22 protein-coding genes are annotated in these 23,651 nt (G+C 71.3%); 10 read left to right on the forward strand and 12 right to left on the reverse strand.

The features are described from left to right. Nucleotides 1–31 precede the first annotated feature (31 nt). Nucleotides 32–874 carry a hypothetical protein gene (locus tag ACHFIV_RS30060; RefSeq protein ID WP_398975587.1) on the forward strand — a complete coding sequence of 281 codons (843 nt, stop codon included), beginning with the start codon at nt 32–34 and terminating at the stop codon, nt 872–874. Between the two features lie 145 nt (nt 875–1,019). On the opposite strand, the gene ACHFIV_RS30065 is transcribed toward ACHFIV_RS30060, so the two are convergent. Then, nucleotides 1,020–2,777: a BACON domain-containing protein gene (locus ACHFIV_RS30065; protein ID WP_458575938.1), complete on the reverse strand. Its 1,758-nt coding sequence runs from the start codon at nt 2,775–2,777 to the stop codon at nt 1,020–1,022. A 198-nt stretch (nt 2,778–2,975) separates the two neighbouring features. Between ACHFIV_RS30065 and radA the strand changes: the two genes are divergently transcribed. Both radA and disA read left to right on the forward strand, forming a co-directional pair. Next, a complete protein-coding gene (radA, locus tag ACHFIV_RS30070) occupies nt 2,976–4,388 on the forward strand; it encodes a DNA repair protein RadA (protein ID WP_389191877.1) in 1,413 nt (470 codons plus the stop codon). An 80-nt stretch (nt 4,389–4,468) separates the two neighbouring features. Continuing rightward, complete coding sequence (gene disA, locus ACHFIV_RS30075; RefSeq protein WP_398975591.1) at nt 4,469–5,593, forward strand: DNA integrity scanning diadenylate cyclase DisA; 1,125 nt, start codon at nt 4,469–4,471, stop codon at nt 5,591–5,593. 76 nt (nt 5,594–5,669) lie between these two features. Here the strand turns inward: disA and ACHFIV_RS30080 are convergent, their stop codons facing one another. Next, entirely contained in the window at nt 5,670–6,482 is an 813-nt protein-coding gene (locus ACHFIV_RS30080; protein ID WP_398976571.1) for a hypothetical protein, read from the reverse strand. Between the two features lie 261 nt (nt 6,483–6,743). On the opposite strand from ACHFIV_RS30080, the gene ACHFIV_RS30085 reads away from it, so the two are divergent. The 5 genes from ACHFIV_RS30085 to cseC all read left to right on the forward strand — a co-directional run bounded on the left by ACHFIV_RS30085 (nt 6,744) and on the right by cseC (nt 11,130). Further along, entirely contained in the window at nt 6,744–7,646 is a 903-nt protein-coding gene (locus tag ACHFIV_RS30085) for an A/G-specific adenine glycosylase (protein WP_398975593.1), read from the forward strand. 181 nt (nt 7,647–7,827) lie between these two features. Then, nucleotides 7,828–8,412: a SigE family RNA polymerase sigma factor gene (locus tag ACHFIV_RS30090; protein ID WP_398975595.1), complete on the forward strand. Its 585-nt coding sequence runs from the start codon at nt 7,828–7,830 to the stop codon at nt 8,410–8,412. 71 nt (nt 8,413–8,483) lie between these two features. Continuing rightward, nucleotides 8,484–9,095 (forward strand): hypothetical protein, encoded by a 612-nt coding sequence (locus tag ACHFIV_RS30095; protein WP_398976573.1) that lies wholly within the window; start codon nt 8,484–8,486, stop codon nt 9,093–9,095. 11 nt (nt 9,096–9,106) lie between these two features. Further along, complete coding sequence (cseB, locus tag ACHFIV_RS30100; protein ID WP_398975597.1) at nt 9,107–9,817, forward strand: two-component system response regulator CseB; 711 nt, start codon at nt 9,107–9,109, stop codon at nt 9,815–9,817. Beyond that, nucleotides 9,814–11,130: a two-component system sensor histidine kinase CseC gene (gene cseC / locus ACHFIV_RS30105; RefSeq protein ID WP_398975599.1), complete on the forward strand. Its 1,317-nt coding sequence runs from the start codon at nt 9,814–9,816 to the stop codon at nt 11,128–11,130. The genes cseB and cseC overlap by 4 nt, the downstream gene beginning before the upstream one ends. A 60-nt stretch (nt 11,131–11,190) precedes the next feature. Here the strand turns inward: cseC and ACHFIV_RS30110 are convergent, their stop codons facing one another. Beyond that, nucleotides 11,191–12,792, reverse strand: coding sequence for an MDR family MFS transporter (locus tag ACHFIV_RS30110; protein WP_398975601.1), 1,602 nt, complete (start codon nt 12,790–12,792; stop codon nt 11,191–11,193). A gap of 137 nt (nt 12,793–12,929) precedes the next feature. On the opposite strand from ACHFIV_RS30110, the gene ACHFIV_RS30115 reads away from it, so the two are divergent. Further along, nucleotides 12,930–13,514 (forward strand): TetR/AcrR family transcriptional regulator, encoded by a 585-nt coding sequence (locus tag ACHFIV_RS30115; RefSeq protein ID WP_398975603.1) that lies wholly within the window; start codon nt 12,930–12,932, stop codon nt 13,512–13,514. 17 nt (nt 13,515–13,531) lie between these two features. Here the strand turns inward: ACHFIV_RS30115 and ACHFIV_RS30120 are convergent, their stop codons facing one another. Together ACHFIV_RS30120 and ACHFIV_RS30125 are read right to left on the reverse strand one after the other, a co-directional pair. Continuing rightward, nucleotides 13,532–14,254, reverse strand: coding sequence for a M23 family metallopeptidase (locus tag ACHFIV_RS30120; RefSeq protein ID WP_398975604.1), 723 nt, complete (start codon nt 14,252–14,254; stop codon nt 13,532–13,534). Nucleotides 14,255–15,650: 1,396 nt separating this feature from the next. Further along, nucleotides 15,651–18,176, reverse strand: a complete 2,526-nt coding sequence (locus ACHFIV_RS30125; protein WP_398975606.1) for an ATP-dependent Clp protease ATP-binding subunit — start codon at nt 18,174–18,176, stop codon at nt 15,651–15,653. Nucleotides 18,177–18,605: 429 nt separating this feature from the next. Here ACHFIV_RS30125 and ACHFIV_RS30130 point away from each other — a divergent pair, with 429 nt between their 5' ends. After that, nucleotides 18,606–19,190: an SCO3374 family protein gene (locus ACHFIV_RS30130; protein ID WP_398975608.1), complete on the forward strand. Its 585-nt coding sequence runs from the start codon at nt 18,606–18,608 to the stop codon at nt 19,188–19,190. On the opposite strand, the gene ACHFIV_RS30135 is transcribed toward ACHFIV_RS30130, so the two are convergent. The 7 genes from ACHFIV_RS30135 to nadC form a co-directional block, all read right to left on the reverse strand. Continuing rightward, nucleotides 19,169–19,504 carry a histone-like nucleoid-structuring protein Lsr2 gene (locus ACHFIV_RS30135; RefSeq protein WP_203186944.1) on the reverse strand — a complete coding sequence of 112 codons (336 nt, stop codon included), beginning with the start codon at nt 19,502–19,504 and terminating at the stop codon, nt 19,169–19,171. The genes ACHFIV_RS30130 and ACHFIV_RS30135 overlap by 22 nt on opposite strands. A gap of 145 nt (nt 19,505–19,649) precedes the next feature. Beyond that, complete coding sequence (locus tag ACHFIV_RS30140; protein ID WP_398975611.1) at nt 19,650–20,267, reverse strand: amino-acid N-acetyltransferase; 618 nt, start codon at nt 20,265–20,267, stop codon at nt 19,650–19,652. A gap of 9 nt (nt 20,268–20,276) precedes the next feature. Next, nucleotides 20,277–20,711, reverse strand: a complete 435-nt coding sequence (locus ACHFIV_RS30145; RefSeq protein WP_398975613.1) for a BlaI/MecI/CopY family transcriptional regulator — start codon at nt 20,709–20,711, stop codon at nt 20,277–20,279. Nucleotides 20,712–20,823: 112 nt separating this feature from the next. Beyond that, nucleotides 20,824–21,003 (reverse strand): hypothetical protein, encoded by a 180-nt coding sequence (locus ACHFIV_RS30150; RefSeq protein WP_398975615.1) that lies wholly within the window; start codon nt 21,001–21,003, stop codon nt 20,824–20,826. Nucleotides 21,004–21,067: 64 nt separating this feature from the next. Beyond that, nucleotides 21,068–21,664: a hypothetical protein gene (locus ACHFIV_RS30155; RefSeq protein ID WP_398976575.1), complete on the reverse strand. Its 597-nt coding sequence runs from the start codon at nt 21,662–21,664 to the stop codon at nt 21,068–21,070. Nucleotides 21,665–21,803: 139 nt separating this feature from the next. Beyond that, nucleotides 21,804–22,601: a type III pantothenate kinase gene (locus ACHFIV_RS30160; protein ID WP_398975617.1), complete on the reverse strand. Its 798-nt coding sequence runs from the start codon at nt 22,599–22,601 to the stop codon at nt 21,804–21,806. Further along, a complete protein-coding gene (gene nadC / locus ACHFIV_RS30165; protein WP_398975619.1) occupies nt 22,601–23,650 on the reverse strand; it encodes a carboxylating nicotinate-nucleotide diphosphorylase in 1,050 nt (349 codons plus the stop codon). Before nadC ends, ACHFIV_RS30160 begins: the two co-directional genes overlap by 1 nt. Nucleotide 23,651 lies beyond the last annotated feature (1 nt).

The raw sequence follows: 23,651 nt of genomic DNA on the forward strand, positions 1-23,651 counted from the left end.
CGGGAACGCTACTGCGGCTTACTCTGGGCATGTGCCAAAGACGAAAAAGGCGAAGCCGGACAAAGCCACGAAGAAGCAGCCGAACGTGAAGCGGGAGATGCAGCAGCCGGAAGCAACGGGGCCGGACGGGCCCGACGAGAAGGGGCTGGACTTCGCGCGGGCCTGGGTCGAGTTCCCCGACCCGGCCGACGACGAGCAGGTCTTCCGCTGCGATCTGACCTGGCTGACGTCCAGGTGGACCTGCATCTTCGGCAGCGGCTGCCAGGGCATCCAGGCGGGCCGGGCGGACGACGGCTGCTGCACGCTGGGCGCGCACTTCTCGGACGAGGACGACGAGAAGCGGGTGGCCGGGCACGTCGCGCGGCTCACACCGGAGCTGTGGCAGTTCCACGACGTCGGCACGGAGTCCGGCTGGGTCGGGGTCGACGAGGACGGCGAGCGTCAGACACGGCGGTGGGAGGGCTCCTGCATCTTCCAGAACCGTCCCGGGTTCGCGGGCGGCATGGGCTGTTCGCTGCACATCCTGGCTCTCAAGGAGGGCAGGGAGCCGCTGGAGACCAAGCCGGACGTGTGCTGGCAGCTGCCGGTCCGCCGCACGTACGACTGGATCGAACGGCCCGACGACACGCGCGTGCTCCAGGTCTCCATCGGGGAGTACGACCGCCGGGGCTGGGGCCCGGGTGGTCATGACCTGCACTGGTGGTGCACGTCGGCGACGTCCGCGCACGGGGCCGGTGACCCGGTCTACGTGTCCTACCGGCCTGAGCTCACCGAGCTGATGGGCGAGGAGGCCTACGGGCGGCTGGCCGAGCTGTGCGAGCAGCGGCTGGCGTCCCTGCTGCCGATGGCGCCGCATCCGGCCGACCCCGCCTGAGCGGAGTGGTCCGGGGCGGTCCGCGGTGCGCGTCCGGCGCGTGGCCGTGGGACAGCCGTCAGGGCAGGCCCGGCCCCGTCGTAGCGAGGGCGGTCCGTCGCAGGGCGCACAGACGTTCCGCCGCGCGACGGGCCGCCGACGGGCGTCAGCCCTCCGGTCCGGAGGGTTCGCCCGGCGGGGCCGGGCCGGTGGAGCCGTCCGAAGGCGACGGAGCGGGGCCGGGGGAGTCCGGTGTGTCCGTCGGTGTGTCCGTGGGTGTGGGAGACGGTTCGGGCGGGCCGGTGGGATCGGTGGGCGACGGTGCCGGGTCCGTCGGCGGGGGCGGGGAGGACGGCGTCGGGCCCGGAGGCCCGGAGGGCCGGTCCGGCGACGGTGCCGGACTTCCGGGGCGGGCTGCCGTGGCGCCGTGGCCGGTGATCGCGACCGCGGACCCCGACGGGGCGAGCAGGACCCGGGCGCTCCACGGGCCCCTCGGCTCGGCCGCGGAGTCCACGAGCACGTACAGGGTGACGCTCCGGCCGGGGGCCACCGTGCCGGACGTACGGCTGAGGCGCAGCCACGGGGCGTCCGTCCGTGCCGACCAGACGACGGTCCCGTCGCCCGTCGCGGTCAGGGTGATCGTCGTGCGGTCGCCGGATGCCCGGGCCGTGACCGACAGCGAGCCCTGCGGCGCCCGGCCCGCGCCGACGCTGACGACCTCGGCGGATACGCCCGGGTCCCGGGCGCCGTCATTGAAGCCGCCGGCCCCGCCCTGCCGGGCGTTGCCCGCGGTCTCGTAGTGGCCGTACGGATCGGATCCGGGGGCGGACTCCCCGTCCGTGTCCCTCGCGGTGACCGCGGTGCCGCGTCCCTCGCCGGTCAGCGGCGCGCCCCGGTAGGCCGCCCACAGGGCGATGACGGGGGCGGCGACGACCGTCGCCACGACCGTGGTCGTCACGACCCGGGCGCGCAGTCTGTCCCGGCGCGCGGCGTGGTCCTTGGGGTCCAGCGGGAAGCCGGTCCGGCCGAAGCGCGGGGCGCCGGAGCGGGAGCGCCTGGCGTGCGTCAGGGCGACGTGGACGGAGGGACGGGGAGCCTCGACGAGCGGGAGCGCGGCGGCCGGGGTGACGGTCGCGCCCGGCCAGGGCCCGGCCGCGCCGGCCCGCTCGGCGGCGCGGCGGCAGCGGGGGCAGTCGTCGACGTGCCGGACGAGCTCGCGGCGCAGGGCCGCGGGGAGCAGCCTCCGGTGGGCACCGGTGAGCCGGGAGACGGCGGCGCAGTCCCCCGTCTCCACCACGGCGAGGGCGGCTCGGGTGCGTTCCACCTCGCAGGCCGCGCCGGCCAGGAGTTCCCGGGCGCTTCCGGGGTCGAGGCCCAGGACGGCGGCGACGGCGCGCGGGGTGAGTCCGTGGCGCACGGAGAGCTCCAGCGCCTCGCGCTGCTCGGGAGTGGTGCCCGCGGCCTCGGGCCAGGCCAGCCGGGCGAGCTCACGCCGGCGCGCCTCGGCCACCGGGGTCTCCGTGGGCCGGCCGGTGGCCGCCGCCTCCTCGGGGGTGGCGAGGGCGCCGGCCGCGTGGGCGCCCGCACGCGGGGCGGGCGGCCGACGGTGCGCCCGGCGGCCCCGCCGCTGCTCGGTGAGCGCCCGCAGGCACGCCCACCTGGCCAGGGCGTACAGCCAGGATTTACGTTCCTCCTCGGCCTCGGGGCACCGGCCGTCCTGCCGCTCGGCGACCGCCAGGACCGCGCCGAGCGCCTCGGTGGCCGCCTCGTGGTCACAGAGCACGGAGAGGCAGTAGGTGAACAGGCCGTCGAGATGAGGCTCGTAACGTGCGGACGCCCGCTGCGCCGGGGGGCGGGACTCACGGCGGTGCGCCCGGTGTGCGCCGGTGGTGTGCGTGGGGGTCTCCAGACTGCTGCTCGTCACGTGGCGACCGTAGGCAGACGAAGGCGGACCTCTGGCAGCACTTTCCGACATTTAATCCTTACGGGTGACACTCTCCCTCGAAAGGGGACAGGAATCCCGCATTCCCCCGCCATTACCGCATCGGCCGCAGGTGCGATCCCCGTACGTACGTCCGGAGCTGTCCGGTCGCGTGTCAGACCGCACCTATACGGTGACGCCATGGCTGCCCGTACGAAATCCGCGAAGGACCGGCCGTCCTACCGCTGCACCGAATGCGGCTGGACGACCGCCAAATGGCTCGGCCGCTGCCCGGAGTGCCAGGCCTGGGGGACGGTCGAGGAGTTCGGCGGCGCCCCCGCCGTCCGCACGACCGCCGCGGGCCGGGTCTCCACGGCCGCCGTGCCCATCGGCCAGGTCGACAGCCGGCAGGCCACGGCGCGCTCGACGGGCGTCGGCGAGCTGGACCGGGTGCTCGGCGGAGGGCTCGTGCCCGGTGCCGTGGTGCTGCTCGCGGGCGAGCCGGGCGTCGGCAAGTCGACGCTGCTGCTGGACGTCGCCGCCAAGGCGGCGAGCGACGACCACCGCACCCTCTACGTCACGGCCGAGGAGTCCGCCAGCCAGGTGCGCATGCGTGCCGACCGGATCCGGGCGATCAACGACCACCTCTACCTGGCGGCCGAGACCGACCTCTCCGCCGTGCTGGGGCACCTCGACGCGGTCAAGCCCTCCCTCCTCGTCCTCGACTCCGTGCAGACCGTGGCCTCGCCCGAGATCGACGGGGCGCCCGGCGGCATGGCGCAGGTCCGCGAGGTCGCGGGAGCACTCATCAGGGCCTCGAAGGAACGCGGCATGTCGACGCTCCTGGTGGGTCATGTGACCAAGGACGGCGCGATCGCGGGGCCGCGGCTCCTGGAACACCTCGTCGACGTGGTGCTGTCCTTCGAGGGCGACCGGCACGCGCGCCTCCGACTCGTACGGGGCGTCAAGAACCGGTACGGCGCCACCGACGAGGTCGGCTGCTTCGAACTGCACGACGAGGGCATCACCGGCCTCGCCGACCCGTCCGGGCTCTTCCTCACCCGCCGTGACGAACCCGTCCCGGGCACCTGCCTGACGGTCACCCTGGAGGGCAAGCGCCCGCTCGTGGCCGAGGTGCAGGCCCTGACGGTCGACTCGCAGATCCCCTCGCCCCGGCGCACCACCTCGGGTCTGGAGACCTCCAGGGTCTCGATGATGCTGGCCGTCCTCGAACAGCGGGGCCGGATCAGCGCGCTCGGCAAGCGGGACATCTACAGCGCCACGGTGGGCGGCGTGAAGCTCACGGAGCCGGCCGCGGACCTCGCGATCGCCCTCGCGCTGGCCAGCGCGGCCAGCGACACACCGCTCCCGAAGAACCTGGTCGCGATCGGCGAGGTGGGGCTCGCGGGGGAGGTCAGAAGGGTGACGGGTGTCCAGCGCAGACTCGCGGAGGCGTACCGTCTCGGGTTCAAGCACGCCCTGGTCCCGAGGGACCCGGGACAGGTCCCGGCCGGCATGAAGGTGACGGAAGTGGCCGACATGGGCGACGCGCTGAGAGTCCTCCCCCGCCGGTCTCGGCCGGAGGGACCACAGGAGGACGGCGCGCGCCGGTAGACTTTGCCCTGGTCTCGCCCGCCCGTACGAACGGTACGAGGGACGCAAGGGCACCGCCGACCTGTGACCGGAGGAGTGCAGTGGCAGCCAACGACCGGGCAGCATCGCCCGGAAAGTCCGGCCAAGGCACGGGGAACGAGGCGCTGATGCGCGCCTCGTTGAGCGCGGTCGCGCCCGGAACGGCACTCCGTGACGGCCTGGAGCGCATCCTCCGTGGCAACACCGGCGGACTGATCGTTCTCGGCATGGACAGAACAGTCGAGTCCATGTGCACCGGCGGCTTCGTGCTCGACGTGGACTTCGCCGCCACCCGCCTGCGCGAACTGTGCAAGCTGGACGGCGCGATGATCCTCGACAAGGACATGACCAAGATCCTGCGGGCCGGTGTCCAGCTGGTCCCGGACGCCTCCATCCCCACCGAGGAGACGGGCACCCGTCACCGCACGGCCGACCGGGTCTCCAAGGCCTGTGGCTTCCCGGTGGTCTCGGTCTCCCAGTCGATGCGTCTGATCGCGCTGTACGTGGACGGGGAGCGCCGGGTCCTGGAGGAGTCCTCCGCGATCCTGTCCCGCGCCAACCAGGCGCTCGCCACCCTGGAGCGGTACAAGCTCAGGCTCGACGAGGTCGCCGGGACACTCTCCGCCTTGGAGATCGAGGACCTGGTGACCGTGCGGGACGTGACGTCGGTCTCGCAGCGGCTCGAGATGGTGCGCCGCATCGCGACCGAGATCGCCGAGTACGTGGTCGAGCTGGGGACCGACGGCCGCCTCCTCTCGCTCCAGCTGGACGAACTGATCGCGGGTGTCGAGCCGGAGCGCGAGCTGGTCGTACGCGACTACGTGCCCGAACCGACCGCGAAGCGGTCCCGTACGGTCGCGGAGGCGCTGGCCGAGCTGGACACGCTCACCCACACCGAGCTGCTCGAACTGCCCGCCGTGGCGCGGGCGCTGGGGTACAGCGGCTCACCGGAGACGCTGGACTCGGCGGTCTCGCCGCGGGGTTACCGGCTGCTGGCGAAGGTGCCGAGGCTGCCCGGAGCGATCATCGAGCGGCTCGTCGAGCACTTCGGCGGCCTGCAGAAGCTGCTCGCCGCGAGCGTCGACGACCTCCAGGCCGTGGACGGGGTCGGCGAGGCCCGGGCCAGGAGCGTCCGTGAGGGCCTGTCGCGGCTGGCGGAGTCGTCGATCCTGGAGCGGTACGTCTAGGTCACCCTGCACGGACCGCGCCGGGCTCACCGGCGCCCGGCCCCCGGCTTCCGGGCCGGCAGGGCCCCGCGGACCGTCAGTCCTTGGCCAGGACGAACGAGGCGCGCTGGACGCTCTCGCCCGGCATCACGGCCTCCAGCAGATACGTCCCCGGGCCCGCGGCCCTGACGGGCGGTGTCGCACACCTGGGCGCACTGCCCCTGCGGTCCCACTCCACCGCGTGGACGACCGTCGCTCCCGCCGGGACCCTCAGGAAGAGGGCGCCGTTCCTCGGGCAGTCCTTGGAGGACCAGACCTTCTCGTCGTCCTCGCCGGCCTCGGTGACCGTGAGCACCGCGCTCTTCGGGCCGAAGTCGGCCTTGCAGTCGGCGGCCGAGGTGTTCCTGACGGTGAGCCGGAACTCCGGCTTGTCGTCGGGCCCGAAGCTGATGTCCGTCCTCAGACCCAGCCGGAGTGCGGCGGGCGCGCAGTCGGGGAGGGGCGAACCGGCCGGCACCTGCTCGCCGCCCGCACCGCCACCGCCGGTCCCCGCACTCGTGCCGGCCGGACCGGAGCTTCCCGCTCCCCCGGTTCCCGGACCCGCCGCGCCGCCTGCCCCGCTGCCGCCGTCCCCTCCGGATCCCGCGGCCGTGCCGGTCCCGGGAGCGTCCGACTCGTCGCGTCCGCCGGGAGGTTGGCCGACGACCGGGCCTGAGCTGGTGGGACCGGGGGTGATGGACGGGGCGGGGTCGGAGTCTCCGGGCTTCCCGTCGTCCTGCCCTCCGCCGCTGCCGCCGCCCGAGGTGACGGCCCACGCGACCAGCGCCGCGAGCAGCGCGACCACCAGCACCGCTACTGCTCTCCTACGCCAGTAGATGCTGGAGGGAAGCGGCCCGACCGGATTGCGCATAGATCCCACGGACCGAACTGTACGAGAGATCCTGCCCAACTCCCGTTCCCGACCCCCGCTCTGATCGACAAGTTTTCCGGATCATCATCCTGGAGCGCCCACTCCCGGGCGCTTCCAGCCACTTTGCACCGCATCGGGCGTCGTCCGGCTCGTACGAAGGGTCAGAACGGGTGGCGTTATCACCCCCAGAGTCCTCAGCCGGTGCGACACCCCCGGAGCCGTGCGCGATGTCCCGCCTTCCGTGCCAGGATCGTGGGTGCGATGACTGCCACGACTTCGACACAGACGCCCCCCGCCTCCCTCCATGCCCCCGTCATCGGGTGGTTCGAGCAGCACGCCCGCGATCTGCCCTGGCGCCGCCCCGAAGCGGGTGCCTGGGGTGTGATGGTGAGCGAGTTCATGCTGCAGCAGACCCCGGTGAACCGAGTCCTCCCGGTCTACGAACAGTGGATGGCCCGCTGGCCCCGCCCCGCGGATCTGGCCGCCGACGCGCCGGGGGAAGCCGTCCGCGCCTGGGGCCGGCTCGGCTACCCGCGACGCGCGCTGCGCCTGCACGGGGCCGCGCAGGCGATAACGGAACGCCACGGCGGCGACGTGCCGAGCGAGCACGGCCAGCTGCTGGCACTGCCGGGGATCGGGGAGTACACCGCGGCGGCCGTGGCCTCGTTCGCGTACGGGCAGCGCCACGCGGTGCTCGACACGAACGTCCGCAGGGTGTTCGCCCGGGCCGCCGGCGGCATCCAGTACCCGCCGAACGCGACGACCGCGGCCGAGCGCAAGCTCGCCCGCGCCCTGCTTCCGGAGGAGGACGAACGCGCCGCCCGCTGGGCGGCGGCCACGATGGAGCTCGGCGCACTCGTGTGCACCGCGAAGAACGAGGACTGCGCGCGCTGCCCGATCGCCGGACAGTGCGCCTGGCGGCTCGCGGGGAAGCCCGCCCACCAGGGTCCGCCCCGCCGTGGCCAGACCTACGCCGGTACGGACCGCCAGGTGCGGGGGAGGCTGCTCGCGGTGCTGCGCGACGCGGTCACGCCGGTGCCGCAGTCCGCGCTGGACGCGGTGTGGGAGGAGCCCGTGCAGCGGGCGCGCGCCCTGGACGGGCTCGTCGCCGACGGCCTGGTCGAGCCCCTGGCGAACGGCCGGTACCGGCTGCCCCTGACCTGACGGCGCTCCCGCGGGCCCGGCTGTCCAGCGGCTGTTACACAACCGATGGACAGCCGTGCGTCCGCGTACGGCTGCTCCGCACACCCTCGTGACAACGCCTCCGTAACGTCACCGGACGTCGGACCGGGACCACCCGGCCGACGGCGGTACACGGGGAAACACGGGGACGGAGGCGGTCGTAATGGCGCAGGGCGAGGTGCTCGGCTTCGAGGAGTACGTACGGACCCGGCAGGACGCGCTGCTGCGCAGTGCCCGCCGGCTCGTCCCCGACCCCGTGGACGCGCAGGACCTGCTGCAGACCGCTCTGGTCCGCACCTTCGGCCGCTGGGACGGCATCGCGGACAAGTCCCTCGCCGACGCCTATCTGCGCCGCGTCATGATCAACACGCGCACGGAGTGGTGGCGGGCCCGCAAGCTCGACGAGGTGCCGACCGAGCAGCTGCCCGACGCGAGCGTCGACGACGGGACCGAGCAGCGCGCCGACCGCGCACTGCTCATGGACGTCCTCGGAGTGCTGGCTCCGAAGCAGCGCAGCGTCGTCGTGCTGCGACACTGGGAGCAGATGAGCACGGAGGAGACGGCCGCGGCGCTCGGCATGTCCGCCGGCACGGTGAAGAGCACACTGCACCGGGCGCTGGCACGGCTGCGCCAGGAGCTGGAGGACCGTGCGGCCCGGAGCGGTGAGGCCGAGGGGGCACCGGCGCGGATACCCGCACAGCGGGACAGGCGTCACGACGAGCGGGGGCGGGAGCGGTGGGCGGCCTGAACGGCACCACAGGGAACACGACGGCCGGCCGCGGGAAACCGGGGGCCGGACTGACGGCGGCGAGCACGGCCATGGCCGGACTCGCCGCCTTCGGGCTGTTCTGCGCCGGGTGTTCGGCCGGGGGCACGGGTACGCGCGACGAGGGCCCGGCCGCCACCCAGCAGGTCGCCAGGGCGGCTCCGTCGAGCACGGCCCCCACGGGCACGGCGAAACCCTCTCCCCGGGTCGACGCGGTGATGCTCGTCAAGGGTGACCCGAAGGTCAGCCGGCAGCTCAAGGACGACCTGAAGCCCTGCACCGGCGACGAGTACCCCGTGGACACCTCGTACGGCACACTCACCGACGGAACGGCGGCCGATGTCGTGGTCAACGTCATGACCTGCGGGGATTCGGTGGGAGTGGGCACCTACGTCTACCGGCGGGGCGCCGACGGTACGTACGGCAACGTCTTCGCCGCCGAGGTCCCGGCGGTGTACGGCACCATCGACCGGGGCGACCTCGTGGTGACGACGCAGGTGTACGGGTCGAAGGACTCGGTCGCGTACCCCTCCGGTGAGGACGTCGTCACCTATCACTGGTCCTCCGGCCGGTTCGCCGAGACCGACAGGGTCCACAACGAATTCAACCGGGCCGTCGGCAGCGGGGAGGGCGCTCTTCCCGCACCGCAGACGACGCAGAACTGAGAGCCTCTCGCATGGCCGATACCCATGTCCTCTTCGTCGAGGACGACGACGTCATCCGTGAGGCCACCCAGCTCGCGCTGGAGCGGGTCGGCTTCTCGGTCACCGCGGTACCCGACGGCCTGCTGGGCCTGGAGGCCTTCAGGGCGGACCGTCCGGACATCGCGCTGCTGGACGTGATGGTGCCGGGCCTGGACGGGGTCAGCCTGTGCAGGCGCATCCGGGACGAGTCGGCCGTGCCCGTGATCATGCTGTCGGCGCGGGCCGACTCGATCGACGTGGTGCTGGGCCTGGAGGCCGGGGCCGACGACTACGTCACGAAGCCGTTCGACGGGGCGGTCCTCGTCGCCCGCATCCGTGCCGTGCTCCGGCGCTTCGGCCATGCAGCCGGCGCGGGCGGGGAGCGCCCGGGGTCCGGCGGGACGCCGGACGAGCCGGGCGGTGTGCTGGTCTTCGGCGATGTGGAGATCGACACCGAGGGCATGGAGGTACGCCGAGGAGGCGCGCACGTGGGCCTGACACCGACGGAGATGCGGCTGCTGCTGGAGTTCTCCTCGGCGCCCGGCACGGTGCTCTCCCGGGACAGGCTCCTGGAGCGGGTCTGGGACTACGGATGGGGCGGGGACACCCGTGTCGTCGACGTCCATGTGCAGCGGTTGCGCACCAAGATCGGGCAGGACCGGATCGAGACGGTCCGCGGTTTCGGCTACAAGCTGCGCGCATGAGGCGGCTGGCGCTGCGGACGGGTGTCCGCTGGAAGATCAGCATCGCGATCGCGGCCGTCGGAGCGCTCATCGCGCTGGCCCTGAGCCTCGTCGTCCACAACGCGGCCCGCGTCTCGATGCTGGAGAACGCGCGCGAGGTGCAGCTCGAGCGGCTGCTGTTCGCGCAGCGGCTGTACGAGGCGACACCGGCGCAGAAACCGTCACCGAAGTTCGGCGCGAAGATCAACGATCCCTCGCTGCCGGAGAGCCTGCGCAGGCAGATCCGCGAGAACCGGCGTGCCACCCACGTCGAGGAGTTCGCGGACGGGGTGCCCGACGTCTGGGCGGCCGTACCGCTGGCCAACGGCGACGTCCTGTCCCTCCACACCCGTTTCGCCGACCGCAGCGCCACGATCATGGGCGACCTCGACCGGGCCCTGGTCATCGGCTCGGTCTCGGTCGTCTTCGGCGGCTGCGCGCTGGGAGTCCTGATCGGCGGCCAGCTGTCCCGCAGGCTCCGCAAGGCGGCGGCAGCGGCGGGCAAGGTCGCCCAGGGCAACACGGAGGTACGCGTGCGGAAGGCCGTCGGCGGGGTCGTACGGGACGAGACCGACGAGCTGGCGAGGGCCGTGGACGCGCTCACGGACGCGCTGAACGAGCGCATCGAGGCGGAGCGCCGGGTCACCGCCGACATCGCCCACGAGCTGCGCACCCCGGTGACCGGGCTGCTCACCGCGGCCGAGCTGCTGCCCCCGGGACGTCCCACGGAACTCGTACGGGACCGGGCCCAGGCGATGCGGACCTTGGTCGAGGACGTCCTGGAGGTGGCCAGACTGGACAGCGCCTCGGAGCGGGCCGAACTGCAGGAGCTGCACCTCGGTGAATTCGTCAGCCGGCGGGTCCGGCTGCTGGATCCGGGGATCACGGTGCGGGTGGTGCACGAGTCGTGGGTGTCCACGGATCCGCGACGGCTGGAACGCATCCTCGGCAACCTGCTGGGCAACGCCGCCAAGCACGGAGCCGGCCCGGTCGAGGTCACGGTCGAGGGCCGGGTGGTACGGGTCCGCGACCACGGGCCCGGTTTCCCCGACGCGCTGCTGCGGGAGGGGCCGAGCCGGTTCCGTACCGGGAGCAGCGACAGGTCGGGACGCGGCCACGGCCTGGGTCTGACCATCGCCGCCGGACAGGCGCGGGTCCTGGGCGCCAGGCTGACGTTCCGCAACGCCGGGGGCGCGGGCGGGGAGGGCGGGGCGGTCGCCGTGCTCTGGCTGCCCGAGCACGCGCCGACGAACACCGGCAGCTTCCCCGTGCTGCGCCAGGCGGGGACTGACTGAGGGGAAGCCGTGGCCGGGCCCCGGAGGTCCGCCCCGGGGCCCGGCCACCGCAGGAACCGCTCAGACGGTCTGCGACTCCCTGACGGTCGCGGGCCTCGCGGGCCCCGCCCCGTCGCCGTCCGTGTCCTGGGAGGGCGCCTCGTCCGGCTTCGCCGTGCCGCGCAGCGGGACCTCCTTGACGAACAGCGCCGCCACCAGGGCAACCACGGCGACCGAGCCGCCCACCAGGAAGGCGATGTGCGTCCCCGAGGCCACCGCGTACTCGTACGCCTCGCGTGCGGCGTCGGGCAGCTTCGCCAGGCTCTGCGCGTCGAGCTGCGCGGACTGCTCCGTCACCCCGCCGCCACCGCGCGCGGCCATCTCGTCCTGCACCCGCCCGGTGAACAGAGCGCCCATGATCGCGACTCCGAAGGAACTGCCGAGCGTACGGAAGAGCGTGGTCGCGGACGAGGCGACGCCCATGTCCTTCAGCTCGACGCTGTTCTGCGCGACCAGCATCGTGATCTGCATCAGGAAGCCCATGCCGGCCCCGAGCACCGCCATGTAGACGCCGGAGGTGAAGCGCGTGGTGCCGGTGTCCATGGTGGCGAGGAGGAACAGGCCCGTCACCATCAGGACGCTCCCCAGGATCGGGAACGCCTTGTACTTGCCGGTGCTCGTGGTGATCCGGCCTGCCACCAGCGAGACGACCATCATCGCGAGCAGCATCGGCAGGAGCAGCAGCCCGGAGTTGGTCGCCGACGCGCCCTGGACCGACTGCTGGTACAGCGGAAGGAAGAGCACCGCTCCGAACATCACGAAGCCCGCCATGAAGCCGACCACCGACATGAGGGTGAAGTTGCGGTTGCGGAAGATGTGCAGCGGCATGATCGGTTCGGCGGCCTTCGTCTCGACGAAGAGGAAGCCGACGAGGGAGGCCACTCCGAGCGCGATGAGCTCCATGATCACGGCCGAGCTCCAGGCGTACTCCGTGCCGCCCCACGTCGTGACCAGCACGATCGCGGTGATGCCCACGGTGAGGAGGGCCGCGCCCAGGTAGTCGACCCTGGCCTTCGACCGCTCCTTGGCAGGCAGGTGCAGCACCGCGGTGACCATGGCCAGCGCGACCGCGCCCAGCGGGAGGTTGATGTAGAAGCTCCAGCGCCAGCCGAGGTGGTCGGTGATCGCGCCGCCGACCAGCGGTCCGCCGATCATCGCGACCGCCATGACGCCGGCCATCATGCCCTGGTACCTGCCGCGCTCGCGGGGAGGCACGAGGTCACCGAGGATCGCCATGACGCCGACCATCAGTCCGCCGGCGCCGAGGCCCTGCACCGCGCGGAACCCGATCAGCTGGCTCATGTCCTGCGCCATGCCGCTCAGCACGGAGCCGATCAGGAAGATCACGATGGACGTGAGGAAGACGCCCTTGCGTCCGTACAGGTCCCCGAGCTTGCCCCAGATGGGGGTGGAGGCCGCAGTGGCCAGGGTGTAGGCCGTCACCACCCAGCTCAGGTGTTCCATACCGCCGAGATCACCGACGATCGTCGGCATCGCCGTGCCGACGATGAGGTTGTCCAGCATGGCCAGCAGCATCGTGATCATCAGGGCGAACACCACCACCCTGATGCTGCGCACCCGTGGCGCGGCCCGCCCGCTCGCCGCCTTCTTCGATTCCGTCATGCCTTGCTCCCCTGATCCCCTGGAACGCCCGGTCCGCCACCGCCCTCGACACTTACTTGCCGCCCGGCTAGTTGGCTACACTGAGGAAAGTAGACCCGCTACTAGCCGGGCGTCAAGTAAGTTCTTGGGAGAGTCGTATGGGCAGTACGCCGCAGCCGCGCCGGGGCAACACCCGCCAGCGCATTCAGGACGTCGCCCTGGAGCTCTTCGCCGAGCAGGGGTACGAGAAGACCTCGCTCCGCGAGATCGCCGAGCAGCTGGGGGTCACCAAGGCGGCGCTGTACTACCACTTCAAGACCAAGGAAGACATCCTCATCAGCATCTTCGAGGGCCTGAACCGGCCCGTGGAAGCCCTGCTGGAGTGGGGTAAGGAGCAGCCGCGCACCCTGGAGACGAAGAAGGAGATCCTGGTCCGCTACAGCGAGGCGCTCAAGGCCGCCGAACCGCTGTTCGTCTTCATGCAGGAGAACCAGGCGACGGTGCGCGACCTGAGCATCGGCCACACCATCAAGCACCGGGTCATCGCCCTGGTCGACCTGATCAAGGATCCCGACGCCCCGCTCACCGACCAGGTGCGGTGCTTCAGCGCGCTCTTCACGATGCACGCCGGGATGATGGCCCTCAGAGACGCCGAAGGCGACCCCGAGGAGAAGCGCAAGGCTGCTCTCGAGGTCGCCATCGAACTGGTGACCAAGGCCCATGACCCGGGACCCGCCGCTTAGCGGCTACGGGCACATCGTCAGATGTGGACGTGCTCGGCCTTCAGGTAGGAGACCGGGTTGATCGCCGAGCCGTAGTTCGGGGTGGTGCGGATCTCGAAGTGCAGGTGCGGGCCGCTGGAGTTACCGGTGTTGCCGGACAGCGCGATCTTCTCGCCCGTCTTGACGCGCTCGCCGACGTTCACCTGGATCTTGGACAGGTGCGCGTACTGCGAGTACTTGCCGTTGGCGTGCTTGATCACGATGGCGTTGCCGTACGCGGGACCGTCGCCGCCGCCGTTCGGGCCGGCCTTGACGACCCGGCCGGAGTGCGCGGCCTCGACCTTGGTGCCGATCGGCACCGCGAAGTCCTGACCGGAGTGCTTGCTGGCCCAGCGGTCGCCGCCGGTGCCGTAGGTGGCACTCAGCACGTACTTGTCGACGGGGGCCTCCCAGGAGGCGGCCTTCTTCTTCGCCGCCGCCTTCTTCTTCGCCGCGGCCTTCTTCTTGGCGTCGGCCTTCTCCGCCTTGTCGGCCTTGACCTTGGCGGCGGCCTTGCTCTGTGCGGTCGCCTGCTGGGCGACGGAGTCCGCGGTGGCCGCGCCGGCGAGGGCCGCGGTGTCCGCGGTGCCCGTCGTGCCGGACGCGAACGCCGCGCCCGCGCCGAACACCATCGACGCACCCAGGCCGGCGGCCACGACGGCGCCACTGACGCGGGACATGGACGGGCGGCGGGAGTGCTGGAACGTAACGCGCTTCGACATGCGGGGGAACCTCCGGGGTGACTGGACCCAGTGCTCGACCGGGCTTGCTCCACCTTGGTAACCCGCACCCCCGGCAACACTCAAACCCCCCATCTACGATCAAAAGCCGTAGCGGGGGCGGCGGGAATTCCCGGGGGTCACACGTCCGGGACCAACGGACGATCTTCCGGAGAATTCTCGCGAAGCGGGTTTAGGCCCAGCTCCAAAGGCTCCCTTCCCGGACGAGAGCCAGCAATACGGTCATAACACCTCAAACGGCAAACGTCTCCCGGCGGACAGGACCAAGGTCCTCCGGCGGGAACCCCCACTTCTCCTAGCGGGGCTAGTAGGCCTCTGAGGGCCTGTGCGCCTTGTCACCGCCGGTGGGCCCGAAGCCTGTCCGTTTCGGGACCTTCGGCCCCACGGGCCCGCGCCCCCCCCTGAACGGGCCCTCGACGGCGCGGCCTCATGGGCTTCTCCCCCGCGCCGTAGCGGATGGCGCGGGCGTGGCACCCAAAGGATCGGGCCCGCGCACATCGCGGTCCGCTGCATCGCGCGGTCCGGGCCGGTCCGGCGCTTCGCGCACACCGGGGCACACCGGGCCGGTGCGGGCCGGTGCGGACCGGTGCCTTGCGCGGTTTGGTTGGCCCGCTGCGGGCCGGGCCGGTGCGGCAGGCCCGATCCGGCGCATCGCGCGGTCCGGCCGGTCCCAGCGGTCCGATCCTGCGCATCGCGCGGCCCGGTCAGGCGCACCGCGCGGTCCGGTCAGGCGCACCGCGCGGTCCGGCCGGTCCCGTGCGGCCCGATCCGGCGCATCGTGCGGTTCTCCCGGTCCCGTGCGGCCCGGCGTGGTCCGCTCGCGGCGGGCGGGCCGTAGGGCACCGTCGCGACGCCACGGGCCCACGACGGCTCACGACCCGACCCGCCAGGGCGCGGCGTCTGCCGTCCGCCCGCTCCTTCCGGAGCGGCCCTCACCGAGCAGGCGGGTGACACGCGGCACGAACCGCAGGTCCGGCGCTTGCCGCCGGGGCGGGTGAAGAAGACGCAGATGCCCCTGCCGGGAGCCCTCTGCCGGGAGCCCTCTGAGCCCGCCGCCCGATGACCGGGCGGGGACAGGCGCGGGGCCAGGTGGGATGCAGGCGCGGAACAGCCGGCCGGGAACGGGGAGCGGAGCGGGCGGCGAGGCATCGGGGCGCCGACGGAGGTAAGGAGCCCTTCGGCGCCGTCGGGCCCTCGTCACCCCCGCCCGGTCCTCGCCCCGCGCCGGCCGCCGGGCCCGTCGGCGCCGCAGCGGGCGCGCGGGTCCACCGGCCCCGTACGGAGCCGGTGGACCCGCGCAGAACGAGGAAAGGGGCTGCCCCGGACCGGTAACGGTCCGGGGCAGCCCCTTTCAACGCTCAGGCGCCAGGCGCGCGCCCTACGCTTCCTTCGTCAGGTTCGGGCCGCCGCCCGCTGCCTGCTCGATCGGCGGGACGTCCGGCAGAGCCGACTTCTCCTCGCCACGGAACGAGAACTTCTTCTCGTCCCCCTCGCCCTCGGTGCCCACGACCACGATGTGACCAGGACGCAGCTCACCGAAGAGGATCTTCTCGGAGAGGATGTCCTCGATCTCGCGCTGGATCGTCCGGCGCAGCGGCCGGGCGCCCATCACGGGGTCGTAGCCCTTCTTCGCCAGGAGCGACTTGGCCTCGGCACTGAGCTCGATGCCCATGTCGCGGTCCTTCAGGCGCTCGTCCACCTTGGCGACCATCAGGTCGACGATCTGGATGATGTCTTCCTCGGTCAGCTGGTGGAAGACCACCGTGTCGTCGACACGGTTGAGGAACTCGGGCCGGAAGTGCTGCTTGAGCTCTTCGTTGACCTTGACCTTCATCCGCTCGTAATTCGTCTTGACGTCACCCTGCGCCGCGAAGCCCAGGTTGAAGCCCTTCGAGATGTCCCTGGTCCCGAGGTTGGTCGTCATGATGATGACCGTGTTCTTGAAGTCCACGACCCGGCCCTGGGAGTCGGTCAGACGACCGTCCTCCAGGATCTGGAGCAGGGAATTGAAGATATCGGGGTGGGCCTTCTCGACCTCGTCGAAGAGGACGACGGAGAACGGCTTGCGGCGCACCTTCTCGGTGAGCTGGCCGCCCTCTTCGTAGCCCACGTAACCGGGGGGCGAACCGAAGAGACGGGAAACCGTGTGCTTCTCGCTGAACTCCGACATGTCGAGGGAGATCAGCGCGTCCTCGTCACCGAAGAGGAATTCGGCGAGCGTCTTGGACAGCTCCGTCTTACCGACTCCGGACGGGCCGGCGAAGATGAACGAGCCACCGGGGCGCTTCGGGTCCTTCAGACCGGCTCGCGTACGGCGGATCGCCTGCGAGAGAGCCTTGATGGCGTCCTTCTGACCGATGACGCGCTTGTGGAGCTCGTCCTCCATGCGCAGCAGACGCGAGGACTCCTCCTCGGTCAGCTTGAAGACCGGGATACCGGTGGCCGTGGCCAGGACCTCGGCGATGAGCTCACCGTCGACCTCGGCGACGACGTCCATGTCGCCGGCCTTCCACTCCTTCTCCCGCTTGGTCTTCGCCGCCAGCAGCTGCTTCTCCTTGTCGCGGAGCGAAGCTGCCTTCTCGAAGTCCTGGGAGTCGATCGCCGACTCCTTGTCGCGTCGGACGCCCGCGATCTTCTCGTCGAACTCGCGGAGGTCCGGCGGCGCGGTCATCCGGCGGATGCGCATCCGGGAACCGGCCTCGTCGATCAGGTCGATCGCCTTGTCCGGCAGGAAGCGGTCCGAGATGTAGCGGTCGGCCAGGGTGGCTGCCTGGACCAGCGCCTCGTCCGTGATGGAGACCCTGTGGTGGGCCTCGTAACGGTCGCGCAGCCCCTTGAGGATCTCGATGGTGTGCGGCAGCGACGGCTCCGCGACCTGGATGGGCTGGAAGCGGCGCTCGAGCGCGGCGTCCTTCTCCAGGTGCTTGCGGTACTCGTCGAGCGTCGTGGCACCGATGGTCTGGAGCTCGCCTCGCGCCAGCATCGGCTTGAGGATGCTCGCCGCGTCGATCGCGCCCTCGGCGGCGCCCGCACCCACCAGGGTGTGGAGCTCGTCGATGAACAGGATGATGTCGCCGCGGGTGCGGATCTCCTTGAGGACCTTCTTCAGGCGCTCCTCGAAGTCACCTCGGTAGCGGGAACCCGCCACCAGGGCGCCGAGGTCCAGGGTGTAGAGGTGCTTGTCCTTGAGGGTCTCGGGCACCTCGCCCTTGACGATGGCCTGGGCCAGGCCCTCGACGACCGCCGTCTTGCCGACGCCGGGCTCGCCGATGAGGACCGGGTTGTTCTTGGTACGGCGGGACAGCACCTGCATGACCCGCTCGATCTCCTTCTCGCGCCCGATGACCGGGTCGAGCTTGGACTCACGAGCGGCCTGGGTGAGATTCCGGCCGAACTGGTCGAGCACCAGGGACGTGGAGGGCGTGCCCTCCGCGGGGCCGCCCGCAGTGGCCGCCTCCTTGCCTCCCGAGTACCCGGAGAGCAGCTGGATGACCTGCTGCCGCACCCGGTTCAGGTCGGCGCCCAGCTTCACGAGGACCTGGGCTGCGACACCCTCGCCCTCGCGGATCAGGCCGAGCAGGATGTGCTCCGTGCCGATGTAGTTGTGGCCGAGCTGGAGAGCCTCCCGGAGCGACAGCTCCAGGACCTTCTTGGCCCGGGGAGTGAAGGGGATGTGTCCGGACGGGGCCTGCTGGCCCTGACCGATGATCTCCTCCACCTGCTGGCGGACCGCCTCGAGCGAAATCCCGAGGCTCTCCAGGGCCTTAGCGGCGACACCCTCACCCTCGTGGATCAGGCCCAGGAGGATGTGCTCGGTGCCGATGTAGTTGTGGTTGAGCATCCGGGCTTCTTCCTGAGCCAGGACGACAACCCGCCGCGCGCGGTCGGTGAACCTCTCGAACATCGTTAATCGCTCCTCAGAGCGGTCAGGCAGTAAGGGGTCGGTCCCCTCCCTGTCCTTCCGCAGCTTAGTCCCGCAAGCGGGGACCGCTCATTTCAACTGCCGACACCCGTCGATGGCCTCCTGCCCCGAACGCCGACAACTGCTCCAACCCGATGGTGCGAGACGATGTTCCCGCAGGCCAGGCAGATAGCCCTTTCGCCAGTACGCCGATGGCGAACGTGAGACGTTTTTGCCCGCGTGTCGCCCCTTCCCACAAGGGATGTCTTACCCGCACCCACCGACAGTCCATGCGGCGCACCCCCGTTTCCTCCGCTACGGGCGAACAACTTCGCGCCGCCCGGCGCTTCCGCACGCCCCCGTACCGGCGACACAGAGCAGCCGGTCGTGGACGGTGCGTAACCCCGGCGCCGGTTCGGCGGTTCACGGAACATGGCTCTCCTGGTCCCGCCTCCCCGCTCGTCGCCGGAATCCGACCGCTGCGCACGGTGGTACGACCGCGAACTCGGCTGGGCCACGACAGGCACGTCACCCGTGCGACTGCCGACGGGGCTGAGCTTCGACGTGCTGGAACTGCCGGCCGCGGCAGGACACGCGACGCTGCGCCGGGTCGGGCGCACCGGCCCGGTGGCCCTGACGGGACAGCGGATGCGGCTGCTGGTGGCCGCGGGCAGCGCCGACGAGCTGCCTGGCCTGCTGGACTGGCTGGAGTGGGGCGGTATCGCTCTCGATCTGACCGCCATCGGTACCGGCGGGCAGATCACCGCGCCGGAGCCGCCGGGCGGGGCGGCGGGCTCGCCGGGGGCCGCGTTCTGGCTGCGGCCCCCCGGATCGCGCCAGGAGACGGAGACATCGCTCCCGGCCCTCGGCGGCCTCGGGAGCAGCGGTGGGGATGCTCCCGATCTCGTACGACTCGTGGACGCGGCGGCGACGGAGTGCCACCGGGCCAGAATCGCGCATGCCCGGACACACCTGCGGACCCATCGGCCGACAGGTCAGCCGTTGGCCTTCTCGTAAGCCTCGCGGATCTCGGCGGGAACGCGACCACGGTCATTCACGTTGTGGCCGTTCTCGCGCGCCCACCGGCGGATCTCGGCCGTGTCCTTGTTGCCACCGGTGACGGCGCGGCCCTTGCCACGGCCGGTCGCCGCGCGGCCACCGGTGCGGCGGCCACTCTTGGTGTACGGCTCAAGAAGACCACGGAGCTTGTCCGCGTTGCCCGTGGTGAGGTCGATCTCGTACGTCTTGCCATCCAGAGCGAACGTCACCGTCTCGTCCGCCTCGCCACCGTCGAGGTCATCAACAAGAAGGACCTGAACCTTCTGTGCCACCGGATTTCCTTTCATCGAAAATGCAGTACGCGGAAAGGAAACCGCTTTTCTCCGGAAAACACAAACCCCTGGGAGAGGTTCAGCAGCGCAAGAACACGGGAAACATGCGCGATTCGGACATAGAGCTCCGGCGTCTTCCCCCGGTTCACAGGTGCAGAAGCATGCGGCTGTTGCCCAAGGTGTTCGGCTTCACTCGTTCGAGACCCAGGAACTCGGCGACGCCCTCGTCATAGGAACGCAGCAGCTCGCTGTAGACATCTCCGTCGACCGGTGTCTCGCCGATCTCCGTGAAGCCGTGCGCGGCGAAGAAGTCGACTTCGAACGTGAGGCAGAAAACCCTGCGGACACCGAGCCAGCGCGCGGTCTGCAAGAGCTTGTCCAGGACCTGGTGGCCGACTCCGGCGCCCTTGATGCCGTGGTCGACCGCGAGAGTACGGACTTCGGCGAGGTCTTCCCACATCACGTGGAGGGCGCCGCATCCGATGACACGCGCGTCCTCGTCGCGTTCGGCCACCCAGAACTCCTGGATGTCCTCGTAAAGCGTCACCGTGGCTTTGTCGAGCAGGATGCCTTCGGAGACGTAGCCGTCAAGGAGTCCGCGGACGGACGCCACATCGCTCGTCCTGGCGCGCCGGACGGTGATGGCCGGCCTATTTACCGACGGGCCGGTATGAACATCTGCGGGAGATCCGGTTTCCGGCCCGCTTTGAGCTCCGGTTTGCGACTCGGCACGGTGCTCGGTTTGCGACTGCTCTGAGGACATCCCCCGACGCTATCGCCCGCTCTCCGGCGGCGCTTCATCGGCTGCGGTCCCGTCATCGGGGCGACTCTCCGCCGGTTCCGGGAAGGTGGGCGCTACGACGCGGATCGCGTCCCGGAGAGCCTCACGCTGCTCGGCGGACATCATGCCGAAGAAGGCGACCAGCGCGGCGGCCGGGTTGTCGCTCTGCGACCAGGCCTCGTTCATCAGTGCCGCCGAGTATGCGGCGCGGGTGGAGACCGCCGTATATCGATAAGCGCGGCCATCGACTTCCCGGCGCACCCAGCCCTTCTGATGGAGATTGTCCATAACCGTCATGACGGTCGTGTACGCGATGGACCGCTCCTGCTGAAGGTCCTCGAGAACTTCCCGCACGGTGACCGGACGGTTCCATTGCCAGACCCGTGTCATCACGGTGTCTTCCAGCTCTCCCAATTGGCGAGGCACAGCATCACCTTAGTGCTAGATGTCTGGAATGGGATAATTCGGGGACGGTTCGGGGACGGCAAAAGGGCGCACGCCTCCTGCGGAGTCGTGCGCCCTTCGTGCTCGGGCCGGGTCAGACGCCCTCGGGTCGCGGCGCACGCTCGGCCGCTTCGGCGCGGGCGAGCGCCGCGTCCACGGCGGCGTCCTCCTTGGCCTTGTTCGGGCCACCCTGGCTCTTGATGATCGTCACGACGAGGCCGACGAAGAAGACGGCCATCACCACGGGGGGAACGAGCGCGGATACGTAGTCCATGCCGTCCAGGGTAGCGAGCCCGGCATTCCGGCCACTCCCGGGCACCCCTCGGCGCGCCGCCGCCTCAGGAGACGGCGCGCTCCTCCGGAGTGGGAGCGGGCGCCGGACGGCGGCGGGGCGGGAAGGCCTCGGACGGCTTGGGCATCGGACGCTCGCCGGGGGCCGGCGGGCGGGCGGGTGAGGCGGGGCGCGGCGGGGTGCGGGGCCCCTCGGGCTCCTTGGCCGCCGCGAGGCCGCCGGGCAGGGCCAGCAGCCGGCTGCGCGGCGCGGGCGCCGTCACGGACACCGCGCGACCGGCGAGACGCGCCCGCACCGACCGCTCGGCGAGCACCTGACAGCGCTCCAGCAGGGCCGCGGCGACCGGCCCGGCACGCAGGGCGCGCAAGGCCGCGAGGTCGTCGGGGCGGGGGTCGTAGCCGGCGGCGAGGGCGTCCTGGAGCAGTTCCAGGTAGCCGCTCAGGGAGCCGGGGAGCGCGTCGCGGTACCGGGCGAGGTCGGCGAGGAGGAAGGCGCGCAGCCGGCCCGCCTCCCTCGCCACCTCGTCGACGGCGCCCGCGAGGCGCAGGCAGTCCTGGACATCCTCTTCCGGCAGGGGCGTGGGGTGCAGGGCGTTGGCGAGAGCACGTCGGAGCACCCGGAGCTCGTCCGCGCTGAACGCCATACCGCCGCGTGATCCGTAGGGCGTGGGCATGACGCGACAATACGTGCTAAATGGACAAAATCCGCTTAACCAACCGCGCGGCGGCGCGGCGTCGGCCGCCGCGCCGCTCAGGCATTCCCGCAGGTGGTCACCGGCGCGTCTACATCCGGGCGAGGTTGCGCTCGTACACGAGACGCAGCCCGATGAGGGTGAGCCAGGGCTCGTGCTCGTCGATGACGGAGGACTCACCCAACACCATCGGCGCAAGGCCACCCGTCGCGATCACGGTGACCTCGTCCGGGTCGTCCGCCAGCTCCTTCTTCATACGCTCGACGACTCCGTCGATCTGACCGGCGAAGCCGTACACGATGCCGGACTGCATGGCCTCGACGGTGTTCTTGCCGATCACGCTGCGGGGCCGCGCCAGCTCGATCTTGCGGAGCTGGGCCCCCTTCACCCCGAGGGCCTCCACGGAGATCTCGATGCCCGGCGCGATCACCCCGCCCGTGTACTCACCGCGGGCCGAGACCGCGTCGAAGGTCGTGGCCGTGCCGAGGTCGACGACGATGGCCGGACCGCCGTAGAGCTCCACCGCGGCCACCGCGTTGATGATGCGGTCCGCGCCGACCTCCTTCGGGTTGTCCGTCAGGACGGGCACCCCCGTCTTCACGCCGGGCTCGACGAGTACCGCCGGGACATCGCCGTAGTAGCGGCGGGTGACCTCGCGGAGCTCGTGCAGAACGGCGGGGACGGTCGAGCAGATCGCGATGCCCTCGATGCCGTCGCCCAGTTCGACGCCGAGCAGCGGGTGCATGCCCATGAGGCCCTGGAGCAGGACGGCGAGCTCGTCGGCCGTGCGGCGCGCGTCGGTCGAGATCCGCCAGTGCTCGACGATCTCCTCGCCGTCGAACAGGCCGAGGACGGTGTGGGAGTTACCGACGTCGATGGTGAGCAGCATCAGGCGTCGGCCCCGTCGGTCCGGGCCGCGGCGTCGCGGAAGTCCAGGCCGATGTCGAGGATCGGCGCGGAGTGCGTGAGCGCGCCGACGGCGAGGTAGTCGACCCCGGCCTCGGCGTAGGCGCGGGCGGAGTCGAGGGTCAGACGGCCCGAGGACTCCAGCACCGCACGGCCGTCGACGAGGGCGACCGCCTCCGCGGTCCCCGCAGGCGTGAAGTTGTCCAGCAGGATCAGGTCCGCTCCGGCGTCCAGCACCTCACGGACCTGCTCCAGGGTGTCGACCTCCACCTCGATGGCGAGGTCCGGGAACGCCTTCCTGACCCGCTGGAAGGCCTCGGCGACACCACCGGCCGCGATCACGTGGTTGTCCTTGACCAGCGCCGCGTCGACGAGCGACATGCGGTGGTTGACCCCGCCTCCGCAGCGCACCGCGTACTTCTCCAGAGCGCGCAGCCCCGGGGTGGTCTTGCGGGTGTCGCGGACCTCGGCCTTCGTGCCTTCGAGCACATCCGCCCAGGCGCGGGTCGCGGTCGCGATCCCGGAGAGCCGGCAGAGCAGGTTGAGCGCGCTGCGCTCGCCGGTGAGCAGGTCACGGGTCCGGGTCGTGACCGTGAGCAGCTTCTGGCCGGGGGCGACACGGTCACCGTCCTCGACGTGGCGCTCGACCTCGAACTCGTCGGTGCAGACGATGGACAGGACCGCCTCGGCGACGCGCAGACCCGCGACGACACCCGCCTCACGCGCGGTGAAGTCACCGGTGGCGACCGCGTCCTCGGGAACGGTCGCCACGGTGGTGACGTCCTCGCCTCCGTCGAGGTCCTCCTCGATCGCGACGTGCGCGATGTCCTCGACCTGGACCGGGTCCAGCCCGGCGTCGGCCAGGAGCTGGGCGAGGGCGGGATCGAGCCCGCACTCCAGGCCGTCCGGGTCGTAGCCGTCACCACAGCCGCAGCCGTCGCCGCAGCCACCCGCGGTCTCGGCGGGTGCGCCGATGTGGATCAGCGGTACGTCCACAGGTGTGGGGCGCGGATTCTCTTCGGGCGTGCTCACG

Origin of the sequence: Streptomyces sp. ALB3, assembly GCF_044385685.1 — a bacterium.
Lineage (GTDB): Bacteria > Actinomycetota > Actinomycetes > Streptomycetales > Streptomycetaceae > Streptomyces.